The organism is Desulfobacteraceae bacterium, assembly GCA_022340425.1.
Classification (GTDB): domain Bacteria; phylum Desulfobacterota; class Desulfobacteria; order Desulfobacterales; family JAABRJ01; genus JAABRJ01.
Window position 1 is genome coordinate 14,908 of sequence record JAJDNY010000081.1, and the last position, 13,628, is coordinate 28,535.

Below are 13,628 nucleotides of genomic sequence, written 5' to 3' on the forward strand. Positions count from 1 at the left end.
TTAAATAAAGGAGCGTGTCCAATGTCGGAGTGGGAACCCAAAATCGTTGCTTTTCTCTGCAACTGGTGCAGCTACGGCGCTGCCGACCTGGCCGGCGTCAGCCGGATGCAGTATCCCCCCAACATCCGGGTGATCCGGATTCCCTGTACGGGTCGCATGAGTCCCAAGTTCGCCCTGGCGGCGCTGCGCCAGGGGGCTGACGGCGTCTGGGTTTCGGGGTGACATCCCGGCGACTGCCATTACCTGGAAGGTAATTACTACGCCCGTCGGAAATACGAGTTGTTTCGAAATCTCATGGCCCACATGGGGGTTGAGCCGGACCGGATTCAGCTCTCGTGGGTATCCTCGGCCGAGTCCAACAAGTTTGTCGAGGTGGTCAAGGACGTGACCGCCAGCATCAAAGCGCTGGGCCCCAACCGGAACTTTGTCAAAACCGTGGCCAAGGTGGCTTAACATGACAGGATATACCGAAAAGATTAGAGAAATCGCCGCAAGGCTCCTGACCGAAAAGACGGTCGAGATGGTCATCGGTTTCCGCAAGGGAACCGTTCCCATGATGAATGAACCGTACTTCGTCAAAAACCCCATGGAAGCCGCCAACCTGGTGTGGGACAGCAACTGCGGCATCAACCTGACCAACTATCTCACCGACCGCAAGGAGAAGATCGCGGTGCTGGCCAAGGGCTGTGATTCGCGCAATATCGTCACCCACATCATCGAAAACAAGGTCAAACGCGAACAGCTCCACATCATCGGGGTGCCCTGCCAGGGGATGATCGATCGGCACGGGATCAGCGACCGGGTCGACGGGGAGATCCTCAAGGTGGTCGAATCCGGTGAGCGGGTGGTGGTCTCCGGCCGGGGCTTCGAACAAACCTTCGACAAGGCGGATGTGCTGCAGGCCAACTGCCGCCTCTGCATTCACCGCAACCCCGTGATTTACGACGAACTGGTCGCCGAACCGGTGCCGGAACAGCAGGATGTCGACCGCTACGTGGAGGAGCGCCGCATCGAGGCCATGGATGTCCAAGAGCGCTGGGCGTATTTCGATGAAATTTTGGCCACCTGCATCCGCTGTTACGCCTGCCGCAATGCCTGCCCGCTGTGCTACTGCCCCACCTGTTTCGTGGATGAATCCCGCCCCCAGTGGGTCGGCAAAAGCATCGACCCCATCGATACCCGGACCTTTCACTTCCTGCGGGCCTATCACTGCGCCGGGCGCTGCACCGATTGCGGCGCCTGCGAAAGGGCCTGTCCGATGGGCATCAACATGCGGGTCTTCACCAAAAAGCTGGAAAAAGACTGCTTCGAACTCTACGGTTGGGAGGCCGGGATGTCGCTTGACCAGCGTCCGCCGCTGGATACCTACAAGCTCGATGATCCCGAAATTTTCATAAAATAATTTGGCGGCAGCTGTCCCCGAGGGACGGGCGTCGCCCATAAGGGCAACCAAGATGACGTTTGTAAAAATCGACAAAAACGCGTGGGAGGCGGGGCTGGCGCGACTCGCTGCGGCATACCGCCTGTTCGGGCCGGTGAAGGAGGGCAATTTCCACGAGTTCAAGGCGCTTGAGGCCGGGCAACGGCCGGACATGGCCTACATCAACACCCGCCGTTCCCCCAAAGCCCTCATTTACCCGCAGTCGGAGAAAATGTTCGACTTCTCGCTGGACGAAACCCAGGCTGATCACCACATTTTGCGCGAAGCCGAGAAGGATTACGCCCCGTGCGCAGTGATCGGCATTCGCCCCTGCGATGCCGACGCCTTTCTGCTGGTGCGCAAAAACTTCGACACCCCCGAATACCGCGATCCCTATTGGGTCAAGGCCTATGAGGCCACCACTTTCGTCGGTCTGGCCTGCAGCGCTCCCTGCAGCACCTGCTTCTGCACCACGGCCGGCAGCGGCCCCTTTCATGAGGCCGGCCTGGATCTGCTGCTGGCCGACGAAGGCGGCACGTACCTGGCCAAGGTGCTGACTCCCAAGGGCGCGTCTCTGGTCGAGGCCGCCGGCTGGGGCGACGCAACCGATGCCCAGGCGGCCGAGAGCCGCCTTCAGGAGCTGCGCGCTGCGGCCGAGGAGCGGATTGTCTCGCGGGTGCCGACCGCCAAACTCAAAGACCAGAAAATCAATCCCCTCTTTGAGGCCCCGTTTTGGCAGGAGGTGGCCTTCTCCTGCATCAACTGCGGCACCTGCACCTACGTCTGTCCCACTTGCTGGTGCTTTGACATCCAGGACGAAGTCCATGGAAAAGAAGGCATCCGCTACCGCAACTGGGACAGCTGCATGTACCCGCTCTTCACCCACCACGGCTCCGGGCACAACCCGCGCAACCAGAAGACCCAACGGGTGCGTCAACGCTTCATGCACAAGCTGAAATACTACGTCGACAAGTATGGCGACGGCATTCAGTGCGTCGGCTGCGGGCGCTGCATCCGCCTGTGCCCGGTGAATATCGATATCCGCAGGGTATGCAACCTGATGAACCACTTCGACGCCACGGCCTGCGCCATACCGGCTGCGTGAGAAAAGGGGGTAGAGCGTGCGCAATCCATATCTGCCATACCCGGTCCGGATTGACGAGATCATTACCGAAACCGAAGACCGGAATCTGAAAACCTTCAAATTCGTCTTTCTAGACCCCGACGACGAGGGGCGCTTCGCCTACCGCGCCGGCCAGTTTGCCGAGCTCTCCATCCCGGGCAAAGGGGAAATCCCCATCGGGATCGCCTCCTCACCCACTGAAAAGGGGTTCGTCAAGTTCACCGTCAACAAGGTCGGCCTGGTGTCCTCCTTCCTGCACAACATGAAGGTCGGGGATATCATGGGGATTCGGGGGCCTTTGGGCAACAGCTATCCCTGGGAGGTGTTGGAGGGCAAAAACGTCGTGATCATCGGCGGCGGGTTCGCGTTCACCACCCTGCGCTCCTCCATCGTGTACATGCTGGAGCCGGACAATCGACCGAAGTTCAAAGACATCCACGTCATCTACGGTGCCCGCAACCCGGGCATGCTGCTCTATGGCGATGAGTTGGCCGCCTGGGAGCGGCGCGACGACATTCACATGCACATCACCGTGGACGGCACCGACGACCCCAACTGGAAATACAATACCGGCTTTGTGCCCACCATCACCGACCAGAAAGCCCCCCCGGCGGACCCCGATACCTATGCCATCATCTGCGGGCCGCCCATCATGATCAAGTTTACCCAGCCGGTGTTGGACAAACTCGGCTACGGCCACGACCAGATCATCATGTCGTTGGAAATGCGGATGAAGTGCGGCATCGGCATCTGCGGGCGCTGCAACATCGGCAAAGACTTTGTCTGCAAGGATGGGCCGGTTTTCACGCTGGCGCAGCTCAACGATATGCCCAAGGAGTATTAGCCTGCGGCCGCCGCGCAAGGGCTGCGGCGCAGACCCGGCCCAACGGCAAAAGAGCCGCAAGCCGGGCCGAAATGCCCCAGGCGGAGCGTTTTTCGTGTTGACAAGGCGGGTGCAATATTATAGGAAATCTTGACTAAATTCAGACGAGTTGAGGATAACCGGCGGAACGCCAGTAATTTGGAAATCAAAAGGAGGTTTTAAAAAATGGCAACAGTTGAATTCATGGGCAAATCTTTTGAAGTAGACGAAGACGGCTTCATCGGTAATTATCAAGACGGTAAATGCGACGAGTGGGTCCAGTACGTCAAGGCCCAGGAAGGCATTGAAGAGCTGAACGACGAACACAAGAAAGTCATCACCGTCCTTCAGGACTACTACGAGAAAAACGGCATCGCCCCGATGGTCCGCGTGCTCTCCAAGGTTACCGGCTTCAAACTGAAGCACATCTACGAGCTGTTCCCCTCAGGGCCGGGCAAGGGAGCCTGTAAAATGGCGGGTTTGCCCAAGCCGACGGGATGCGTCTAAGCCGATCGGGCTAAATTGATTCATCCGAAGTTGTTTTTGTGATCCAAAAGGCCCTTGTCTGCGTACAGGGCCTTTTTCTTTTGAAACCTCCGCGGCTTCGGCGGCTGAGAGCACGCGGGGGCCGAAACCGCCACCCCTTCAGCCGGAGTGGACGGTGGAAAATGGGCCTTTGCGACGGTCACCCCCCCGTCCTTCCGCGGCGCCAGAGAAGGCCGTCATGCTGCTATCGGTTCAATCCAATTCCCGCACCGAGTTCATCGACCTCACCCAGAAGCTTCAAGCCATGGTGGCGGAGACCGGCGTCAAGTCTGGGTTTTGCCTGCTCTTCGTCCCCCACACCACCGCGGCGGTGACCATCAACGAGAATGCCGATCCCAGCGTGCCGGCCGACATCCTCAAGGTTCTCAACCAGGTGATCCCGTGGCAGTCGGATTATCGCCACTTGGAAGGCAATTCAGCCGCGCATATCAAATCCACCCTGGTGGGTGCCTCTCAAACCGTGGCCATCGCCGAGGGCCGTCTGGTGCTGGGAACCTGGCAGGCGGTCTTTTTCTGCGAGTTTGACGGGCCGCGCCGGCGGCAACTGCATGTGCGGATCTGGGAAGGGGCCTTTACCGAATGAGCCGTGTCAAGATGGACGATACCGACAGGGCGATTTTAAACCGTATCCAGTCCGATTTTCCCTTGACTCTGCGGCCCTACGCGGCCATCGGGGAGGAGTTCGGGCTGAGCGAAGAAGAGGTTTTGCAGCGGCTGCGGCGCTTGAAAGCCAAGGGCATCATCCGGCGCATCGGGGGCAATTTTGTCCCGGACAAGTTGGGCTTCGTCAGCACCCTCTGTGCCGCCAGCGTGCCCGAAGACCAGGTGGCGGCCTTCAGCGTGGTGGTCAACGCCTATCCCGGGGTGACCCACAACTACCAGCGCGACAACCACTTCAACATCTGGTTCACTTTCATCGCCCCGTCCATGGACGAAATCACGTCAAACCTCTCTGAAATTTCACGCAAAACCGGCATCACCGGGATTCTCAACCTGCCGGCCACGCGCGTTTTCAAAATCAAGGCCCATTTCGATCTCTGAGGGCCCGCTGCGGCGGTTCGACCCGCCCCCATGCCCATGCCAAACGACCTTCGGATTGCAGCCGTGGTGTTTCACTCCCGGGCCGATTCACCGGCTGTCAATCTGGAGCGGACCGTCGCCTGGGCGCAAAAGGCGGCTGCCGCCGGTGCCGACCTGGTCTTTTTTCCGGAACTCAATATCACCGGCTACGACATCTCCCCAAACGCCCGCCCCCTGTCCGAGACGATTCCCGGGCCCACCAGCCGCAGCTTGGCGGAAGCGGCGGCGGCCTTCAAGATAACGCTTTTGGCCGGTTTGGTGGAAAGGGGCACGGCTGCAGGGCAGGCGTTTGCCACCCAACTCGTGGCCGTCCCCGGGGCCGCGGTGCAGGTCTATCGCAAACTGCATCTCCCGCCACCTGAGATCGGCCGCTACACGGCCGGGGAGCAGGTACCGCTTTTCACCACCAAAGGCTGGCAGTTCGGTGTTCAACTCTGTTACGATGCCCATTTCCCGGAGCTTTCGACCTGCATGGCGCTGGCGGGGGCTGACCTGATCCTGATGCCGCATGCCTCGCCCCGGGGATCCCCTGCGACCAAACTGGCCTCCTGGTGCCGCCACCTGCCGGCGCGCGCTTTCGACAACGGCGTTTTTGTGGCGGCCGTCAATCAGGTCGGGGCAAATGGGCGCGGGCTGCTCTTCCCGGGGCTGGCGGTGGCCATCGGACCCTCCGGCGCGATCCTGGCCCAAACCCTGAGCACCGAGGAGGCGATGCTGCGGGTGGATTTGAAGCGCAGCGACCTGGAAGACATCCGCGAACACCGCATGCGCTATTTTTTGGCCCGCCGGCGTGCGGATCTCTTCGGTCCGTTAATGCCCCCGGGGTGAGGGACGAAAAAAAAGCGGGCGGCGCTCCTGCGGGCTTTTGGCGCGAATCTGGCTTGGATGAAGGGAGAAAAGAGGATGCGACCTTTTCGTCAGCGTTTGCAGATCTGGGTTTTGGGCGCAAGCCTGCCCCTGATTTTTATCCTCTGGCGGCCTGCCATGGCCCAGGAGCCTTGCGAGGTGGCTCACCCCCTCGCCCCTGCCCAGGAACATTATCGCGGCCGCTGCCCCAACTGCGGCATGGCGCGCGCCATGTGGGCCAGGACCTGGGTTTCTTTTGAGAATTCAAACGGCCCCCAGAGCGTCTGCTCGCTGCACTGTCTGGCGGATCTGGCGCTCAAATCCGGCGAAAGCCCCCGGCGGGTGAGGGTCGCGCTCTACCTGGAGCCGAAAACGATGGTGCCTGCCGAGACGGCGGTTTTCGTGCTGGGCTCACGGGCCAAAGGGACGATGACCGCCAACAGCAAGCCGGCGTTTGCATCGGCCGCGGCGGCGCGCTCGTTCGCCGCCCGCTGCGGCGGCCAGTCGGTGGACTTCGCCGCGGCCCTGGCGGCCGCCACGGCCGATTTGCCGGCTGAAAACCGGGTGATCGGGGAGCGGCGGCTGGCAACCGGCAAAATCGTGTCACCGGTCGACGGCCAGGACGAATGTCCCGTCTGCCAGATGTTCCCGGCCCGCTACCCCCGTCATCAGTGTCAGGTGCTCGTCGCCGGGGGCCGCACCCGGCATTTCTGCTCGACCCAGTGCCTCTTCACCTTTCTGCAAAACCCAGGCGCCTATGGTCAAGCGGCGGCCGACGACCCCCTTTGGGCGTGGGTCAAGGACTACGAGAGCGGCGAGTGGATCAGCGCCGAAACCGCCTATTTTGTGGTCGGCAGCCGCGTTCTGGGGCCCATGGGGTTTGAGGCCCTGCCCTTTTCCCGCCGCGCGGACGCCGTTTCCTGCTCCCAAAAAAACGGCGGGCAGGTCCTGGGCTTCAAGGCGGTGCAGCCGGATCGGCTCACGCCGGAAAAGCCGGCGCAGTAAAGCGGTGGTCCTGCCGATTACCGGTCCGGCAGGGGAGGGGCGACAGGCCTGTAAACCAGTCGCAGCTCGCCGGTGGAGCGGGTGAAGGTCAGCCCGAGGGGCGGCAGGGTTGCTGTGAGGGGCCGGCCGAAGAGGAAATCCAGCTGATCGGGCTTGGCCTTGCCCTTTTCCACCAGAACCTCCCGCAGGCTGAGATCATAGCGGACCATGGCCATCAGGGCGGCGCTCGTGTCCGGATCCAGACCCCGGTTCCCGGCGGTTGCCAGCAGCCGCCGAATGCGGCCGTGGGATACCCGTTGGGAGTGGTGCAAGACCAATTCCCACAGACCGTCGACCCCGGCGATCAGATCGCGGCGGGTGAGGCGGTCGCGGGCATACATGGCCGTCAGTTGGCCGGGGTCCCAGCATTTGAGGACCCGGCATTCCGCCGGCCGGCTGGCGTAGATCTGGCACCCCTTCGCGGCGGCGTCAAAAAAAACGCAGGTCCAGCCTTGTCCCTGCCCTTTGATTTTGATGATGTCATCGGAAACGGGGCAGAGGCCCCCCGCCACATTGTCCATCGCCAGCTCGCTTTCACGCAGGGTGTAAAGAAACCGGAGGCCGATCACGCCCCGGGTGACCAGCGGCAGATCTTCGCGGTGCAGGGCGGGGCCGCCTTTGATGCAGCATGCGCCGCAGCGGCGGCAGGCGGTGGGGGATTCCGCTGGAAATGGCCTTTCGGGGCGGGTCATGGGGGCTCTTGAGACAGAGGCCGCCTGCGGTTGCAGGCGGCCTTTGAGGTTTTGGCGCCAAGTCACGGCGGCCGGTCAGTGTTGATTTCGGTCGCTGCGGGCTTTAACCGGCGCGGCCGTCATCACAGGGCTCGTCTTGGCCCTCCCGACCGGCGTGCTCGGCGGTGCCGGAGAGGGTGCAGCTGGGGTCCTTTTCTGCCGGTGTTTCCTGGGGCGCCACCGCCGCCGCCTCCTCGGGCGCCACCCCCACCTGGGGCAGATCCTGTTCGGCCAGCTTCTTGAGCATCAGGTAGCGTTCCTGGTACTGAGCCTCCAACTGGGCGTCCAGCCTGGCGGCTTCCTCCGGGAAGGTCTGCTTCAGGGAGGCGTAGCGGACTTCGCCGGCCAGAAATTCCTGCAGCGACCCGTCGGGTTCCTTAGAGTCGAGGATAAACGGGTTATTGCCTTCCGCCCTGAGCTGCGGGTTGTAGCGGTAAAGGGGCCAGTAACCGCTTGCAACCGCCAGGCGGGATTCCTCCTGGCTGCGTCCCATGCCTTTTTTGATGCCGTGGTTGATGCAGGGCGAGTAGGCCATGATCAGGGAGGGGCCGTCATAGCTTTCGGCTTCGGTGAAGGCTTTGATCAGCTGCTGCTTGTTGGCCCCCATCGCCACGTTGGCGACGTAGACGTAACCGTAGGTCATGGCCATGGCGCCAAGATCCTTTTTGGCGGTCTTTTTGCCGGAAGCGGCGAATTTCGCCACCGAGCCGATGGGCGTCGCCTTGGAGGACTGGCCGCCGGTGTTGGAGTAGACCTCGGTGTCAAAGACCATGATGTTGATGTCCTCCCCGCTGGCCATGACATGATCGAGCCCGCCAAAGGAGATGTCGTAGGCCGAGCCGTCGCCGAGAAAAATCCAGTAGGATTTTTTGGTGAAGAGTTTGGCATAGGTGTTGATGTCGGCCAGAAGGCGGTTCTCGGGGTATTGCGGGAGGAGCTTTTTGAGTTCGTCGCCGTATTTACGCGAGCCTTCGGCATCTTTGCGGTTGTCCAGCCAGCCCTGGAGGGCGTCTCGAACCTCCGGCGCAATCTCCGTTTTCAGGGCGTCGCTGGCCAAATCGGCCAGCTTGGCGCGCTGCTGCAGCTGGCCGAGGAACATCCCGTAGGTGAATTCCGCCGGATCCTCGAAGAGGGAGTTGCCCCAGGTCGGGCCGAAGCCGTCCTCGTTGACGCAGTAGGGAATCGCCGGTGCCGAGCCGCCCCAGATGGAGGTGCAGCCTGTGGCGTTGCCGATCACCATGCGCTCGCCGAAAAGCTGGGTCAGAAGCTTGGCATAGGGCGTTTCGCCGCAGCCGGCGCAGGCACCCGAGAACTCCAGCAGGGGCTGGTAGAACTGGCTGCCCTTGACGCTGCCGCGTTTGATCAGCCGGGCCCGGTTGGGCACCGCCAGGCTGTAGTTCCAGTTGGGGATCTGGACCTCCGTCTGGGTGGCCAGCGGTTTCATCACCAGGGCCTTCTTTTTCGCCGGGCAGATGTCGGCGCAGTTGCCGCAACCCATGCAGTCCAGGGTATCGACCTGCATCCGGAAGTTGTAGCCTTTGAGTTCCTTGCCAAGGGCTTTTTTGGCCTCGTAGCCTTGGGGTGCGGCGGCCATTTCTTCGTCGGTCAGCAGAAACGGCCGGATGGTGGCGTGCGGGCAGACCATGGCGCACTGGTTGCACTGGATGCAGTTTTCCATGATCCATTCGGGCACCATGATGGCGACGCCGCGTTTCTCGTACTGGGTGGTGGCCACGGGGAAAATGCCGTCGGGTCTGAAGGCGCTGACCGGCAGTTTGTCGCCCTGCTGGGCCACCATCGGGCGCAGGACCTTGGTGACGAATTCCGGCTCGTCAGCGGCCGGCGTGGCTACCTCGGCCGCCGCCGCCCAGGACTCGGGATATTTAATCTCCACCAGATTCTCCAGGGTCTTGTCCACCGCGTCGTTGTTCATCTGGACGATTTTTTCGCCCTTGCGGCCGAACATCTTCTTGATCTGATCCTTCAGATAACTGATGGCCTCTTCCACCGGGATGACGTTGGCGAGCTTGAAGAAAGCGGTCTGCATGATCATGTTGATCCGGCCGCCGAGCCCCACTTCCTGGGCGATTTTGACCGCGTCGATATTGTAGAACTTGAGCTTCTTGCGGGCGATGGTGCGCCGCATGGCCCACGGAAGTTTTTCCTCCATGTCCGCCATGCTCCAGGGGGAGTTGAGCAAGAAGGTGCCACCGGTTTTGATCCCCTCCAGCACATCGTAGATGTTGACATAGCTGTCTTTGTGGCAGGCGATATAGTCCGCCGAATCGATCAGGTAGGTGGACTGAATCGGTTTTTTGCCGAAACGCAGGTGGGACATGGTGACCCCGCCGGATTTTTTGGAATCGTAGGCGAAATAGGCCTGGGCGTAGAGGTCGGTGTTGTCCCCGATGATCTTGATGGCGCTTTTGTTGGCCCCGACGGTGCCGTCGGCGCCCAGGCCCCAGAACTTGCACTGCACGGTGCCTTCCGGCGCCACGTCGAAGCCTTCCTCGAAGTCCAGCGAGGTGTGGCTGACGTCGTCGTCGATGCCGACGGTGAAATGGTTTTTGGGGCCCACGGCGTTCATGTTGTCGAAGATCGCCTTGACCATGCCGGGGTTGAACTCCTTGGATCCCAGCCCGTAGCGGCCGCCGAGGATGGTCGGCATGTCGCCGCGCTCCATAAAGGCGGTGCAGACGTCCGTGTAGAGGGGGTCGCCGATGGCCCCGGGCTCTTTGGTGCGGTCCAGCACGGTGATGCGGTCGGCCGAGGCCGGCAGCACCGCCAGCAGATGCGCCGTTGAAAAGGGCCGGTAGAGGCGGACCTTGATCAGGCCGACGGCCTCGCCCTGAATCGCCAGGTGGGTGACCACCTCCTCGATGGTTTCACACGAGGAGCCCATCGAAATGATCACCCGGGTGGCATCCGGGGCGCCGACATAATCGAAAGGTTTGTAGGCGCGGCCGGTCAGGCGGCCGACTTTTTTCATGTAGTCGCTGACGATCGCGGGGATTTTCTCGTAAAAGGGGTTGACGGCCTCACGGTTCTGGAAGTAGATGTCCGGATTCTGAGCAGTTCCCCGCAGTTCGGGTCTTTCCGGGTTGGCGCCGCGTTTCCGGAAGCACCGCACGGCCTCCCAGTTGACCAGCTTGGCCATATCGGCATAATCGATCATCTCGACTTTCTGAATTTCATGGGACGTGCGGAAGCCGTCGAAAAAATGCAGGAAGGGGACACTGGCCTCGATGGCGGCGAGATGCGCCACCAGCCCCAGGTCCATCGCCTCCTGGACCGACGCCGAGGCCAGCAGGCTGAAGCCCGTCTGCCGGACGGCCATGACGTCCTGGTGGTCGCCGAAGATGGAGAGGGCGTGGGCGGCAACGGCCCGCGCGGTGACATGCAAAACGCCCGGCAGCAGTTCCCCGGACATTTTGTACATATTGGGAATCATCAGCAGCAGGCCCTGGGAAGCGGTGAAGGAGGTGGTCAGCGCGCCGGCTGCCAGAGAGCCGTGGACCGCGGCCGCCGCACCGGCTTCGGACTGCAGCTGGCGCACGGTCAGGGTCTGACCGAAGATGTTTTTACGCCCCTCGGCGGCCCACTCATCGGCTATCTCCCCGATGGGGGAGGAGGGGGTGATGGGGTAGATCGCGGCCACGTCACTCATGGCGTATGCCACGTGAGCGGCTGCTGTATTGCCATCGATGGTTTTCATTGTTTTTGCCATAAATCGCTCCTTACTGTGATTTGAGGGCTAAAATAAGCCAGGTACAGGGGCCTGTTTCCGATTCAAAGCCATTTTTAGAACTAGATCATTATGATACCGGACGGGGTTTGTAAAGAAAAAGTATCCAACAAAATCCGCAGGATGGCGTCGGGATGTGCCACTCGGTGGCTGTAACCCACGGCCCGCAGCGCGGGAAAATATAGAGGCCCGGCCGGCGAAGCGCAGGGCAGTGGGGCGCGGCGGCCGCCGCTCAAGTGAACTCGGGGGCGGGCGCCGGCTTGCGGCGGTGGGCCGGTGGTCAGCCCAACAGGCTGTCAAAGAAATCGTTGCCCTTGTCGTCGATGAGAATAAAGGCCGGGAAATCTTTGACGGTTATTTCGTAGATGGCCTCCATGCCCAGCTCGGGGTATTCCAGGACCCGGACATGGGTGATACACTCTTTGCCGAGCCTGGCTGCCGGCCCGCCGATGGAGCCCAGATAGAAGCCGCCGTGGGTTTTGCAGGATTCCGTCACCGTGCGGGTCCGGTTGCCCTTGGCCAGCATGACCAGCGAGGCTCCCCTTTTTTGAAAAAGGGGTACGTAGGGGTCCATCCGGGCGGCGGTGGTGGGGCCGAAGGACCCTGAAGGGTAACCTTCGGGGGTTTTGGCCGGTCCGGCGTAGTAGATGATATGGTCCTTGAAGTATTCGGGCAGGTCTTCGCCGCGGTCCAGGCGCTCCTTGAGCTTGGCGTGGGCGATGTCCCGGGCGACGACGATTTTACCCGTCAGCAGCAGGGGGGTTGCCACCGGATGGGCACTCAGGACGGCGCGGATCGCGCTCATGGGTTGATCCAGATCGACGCGCACCGCTTTTCGGGCCTCGGCTTCCAGGGTGGGCAGGAAGCGCGCGGGGTCTTGCTCGAGCTTTTCCAGAAAGATGCCGTCACGGGTGATCTTGGCCTTGATGTTGCGGTCGGCGCTGCAGCTGACCCCCATTCCGATGGGGCAGGAGGCCCCGTGGCGGGGGAGGCGGATGACCCGGACGTCCAGACAGAAGTATTTGCCGCCGAACTGGGCGCCGATCCCGAGTTCCCGGGAGGCCTGCAGCGCCTGCGCTTCCAGCGCCTTGTCGCGGAAGGCGCGGCCTCCCGCGTTGCCGGTCTCGGGCAGGCCGTCCAGGTAGCCCGCAGAGGCCAGCTTGACGGTTTTGAGGTTCAGTTCCGCCGAGGTGCCGCCGACGACGAATGCCAAATGGTAGGGGGGGCAAGCGGCCGTTCCGAGGGTTTTCATTTTGGCTACCATGAAGGGTAGCAGGGTCGCCGGCGTGAGGACCGCCTTGGTTTCCTGAAAGAGGTAGGTCTTGTTGGCGGAGCCGCCCCCTTTGGCGATGAAGAGGAATTTGTAGGCCTCGCCCTCGGTGGCGTAGAGCTCGATTTGGGCGGGAAGGTTGCAGCCGGTATTTTTCTCCTCGAACATGCTTAAGGGGGCATTCTGGGAGTAGCGCAGGTTGTTGCGGGTGTATGCGTTGAAAATACCTTCCGCAAGGGCCTGCTCGTCGCCACCGCCCGTCCAGACCTGCTGGCCTTTTTTGCCCATGACGATGGCGGTGCCGGTGTCCTGACACATGGGGAATTGCCCCTCGGCGCTGATGACCGCATTTTTGAGCATTTCAAGGGCCACCATTTTATCGTTGGCGGAGGCCTCCGGATCTTTGAAAATCTCGGCCAGCAGGTCGAGATGCCCGGGGCGCAGGAGGTGCGAGACATCCTTGAACGCCTTTTCGGCCAGCAGGGTCAACCCCTGCGGGGCGATCTTCAGGATTTCAAGGCCGTTGAAAGAATCGGTGGAGACGAACTCCCGGCTCAAAAGCCGGTATTCCGTGGGGTCCTCGCCCAGGGGAAACATTTCCTGATATGCAAACTCAACCATCGCGCCAGCTCTCCTTTCGGTATTCCGCCAAAAACGGCTTTCAAGATTGCATCCGCCAGTATGATTCTATAACGGATCGGGGGAGGGGCTGGCAAGGGAATAAACCACCGCCGGTCGGGTGCAGCCGGCCTGATGGCATTGGAAGGTCCTGTGACCCGGGGACCGGCCCGCCGGACAGAGGGTTGAAGCCCTTTTGGATATGCCGAAACAAAAAACCCCAGACCGAATTCAGTCGGTCTGGGGTTTGGTGAAGAATTCGGCGGCGACCTACTCTCCCACACAGCTTCCCGTGCAGTACCATCGGCGCTAAAGAGCTTAACTTCCGTGTTCGGGATGGGAA

The 13,628-nt window shown here is 61.5% G+C and carries 12 protein-coding genes and 1 rRNA gene; 9 read left to right on the top strand and 4 right to left on the bottom strand.

Going from position 1 to position 13,628, the window contains the following annotated elements; all coding sequences use genetic code 11:
* Positions 1-21: 21 nt before the first annotated feature.
* The 9 genes from LJE63_07465 (at position 22) to LJE63_07505 (ending at position 6,882) form a co-directional block, all read left to right on the top strand.
* Positions 22-453 (top strand): hydrogenase iron-sulfur subunit, encoded by a 432-nt coding sequence (locus LJE63_07465; GenBank protein MCG6906447.1) that lies wholly within the window; start codon positions 22-24, stop codon positions 451-453.
* 1 nt (position 454) lies between these two features.
* A complete protein-coding gene (locus tag LJE63_07470; protein ID MCG6906448.1) occupies positions 455-1,402 on the top strand; it encodes a 4Fe-4S dicluster domain-containing protein in 948 nt (315 codons plus the stop codon).
* A gap of 52 nt (positions 1,403-1,454) precedes the next feature.
* On the top strand, positions 1,455-2,525 hold the full coding sequence (locus LJE63_07475) for a 4Fe-4S dicluster domain-containing protein (GenBank protein MCG6906449.1): 1,071 nt from the start codon (positions 1,455-1,457) through the stop codon (positions 2,523-2,525).
* 16 nt (positions 2,526-2,541) lie between these two features.
* The gene (locus LJE63_07480) at positions 2,542-3,387 is read left to right on the top strand and encodes an FAD/NAD(P)-binding protein (protein MCG6906450.1); all 846 of its coding nucleotides are present in this window, start codon (positions 2,542-2,544) and stop codon (positions 3,385-3,387) included.
* 204 nt (positions 3,388-3,591) lie between these two features.
* Positions 3,592-3,912, top strand: a complete 321-nt coding sequence (locus LJE63_07485; GenBank protein MCG6906451.1) for a TusE/DsrC/DsvC family sulfur relay protein — start codon at positions 3,592-3,594, stop codon at positions 3,910-3,912.
* Between the two features lie 217 nt (positions 3,913-4,129).
* On the top strand, positions 4,130-4,534 hold the full coding sequence (locus LJE63_07490) for a secondary thiamine-phosphate synthase enzyme YjbQ (protein ID MCG6906452.1): 405 nt from the start codon (positions 4,130-4,132) through the stop codon (positions 4,532-4,534).
* Positions 4,531-4,992 (top strand): AsnC family transcriptional regulator, encoded by a 462-nt coding sequence (locus LJE63_07495; GenBank protein ID MCG6906453.1) that lies wholly within the window; start codon positions 4,531-4,533, stop codon positions 4,990-4,992. Before LJE63_07490 ends, LJE63_07495 begins: the two co-directional genes overlap by 4 nt.
* A 30-nt stretch (positions 4,993-5,022) precedes the next feature.
* On the top strand, positions 5,023-5,859 hold the full coding sequence (locus LJE63_07500) for a nitrilase (GenBank protein MCG6906454.1): 837 nt from the start codon (positions 5,023-5,025) through the stop codon (positions 5,857-5,859).
* Between the two features lie 75 nt (positions 5,860-5,934).
* Complete coding sequence (locus LJE63_07505) at positions 5,935-6,882, top strand: nitrous oxide reductase accessory protein NosL (GenBank protein ID MCG6906455.1); 948 nt, start codon at positions 5,935-5,937, stop codon at positions 6,880-6,882.
* Positions 6,883-6,899: 17 nt separating this feature from the next.
* On the opposite strand, the gene LJE63_07510 is transcribed toward LJE63_07505, so the two are convergent.
* From LJE63_07510 to rrf, 4 genes are all read right to left on the bottom strand, one after another.
* On the bottom strand, positions 6,900-7,613 hold the full coding sequence (locus LJE63_07510) for a YkgJ family cysteine cluster protein (protein ID MCG6906456.1): 714 nt from the start codon (positions 7,611-7,613) through the stop codon (positions 6,900-6,902).
* A 103-nt stretch (positions 7,614-7,716) separates the two neighbouring features.
* Positions 7,717-11,379: a pyruvate:ferredoxin (flavodoxin) oxidoreductase gene (nifJ, locus tag LJE63_07515; GenBank protein ID MCG6906457.1), complete on the bottom strand. Its 3,663-nt coding sequence runs from the start codon at positions 11,377-11,379 to the stop codon at positions 7,717-7,719.
* 298 nt (positions 11,380-11,677) lie between these two features.
* A complete protein-coding gene (locus tag LJE63_07520; GenBank protein ID MCG6906458.1) occupies positions 11,678-13,288 on the bottom strand; it encodes a fumarate hydratase in 1,611 nt (536 codons plus the stop codon).
* Between the two features lie 254 nt (positions 13,289-13,542).
* A 5S ribosomal RNA gene (gene rrf, locus LJE63_07525) occupies positions 13,543-13,628 on the bottom strand; the annotation flags it as partial.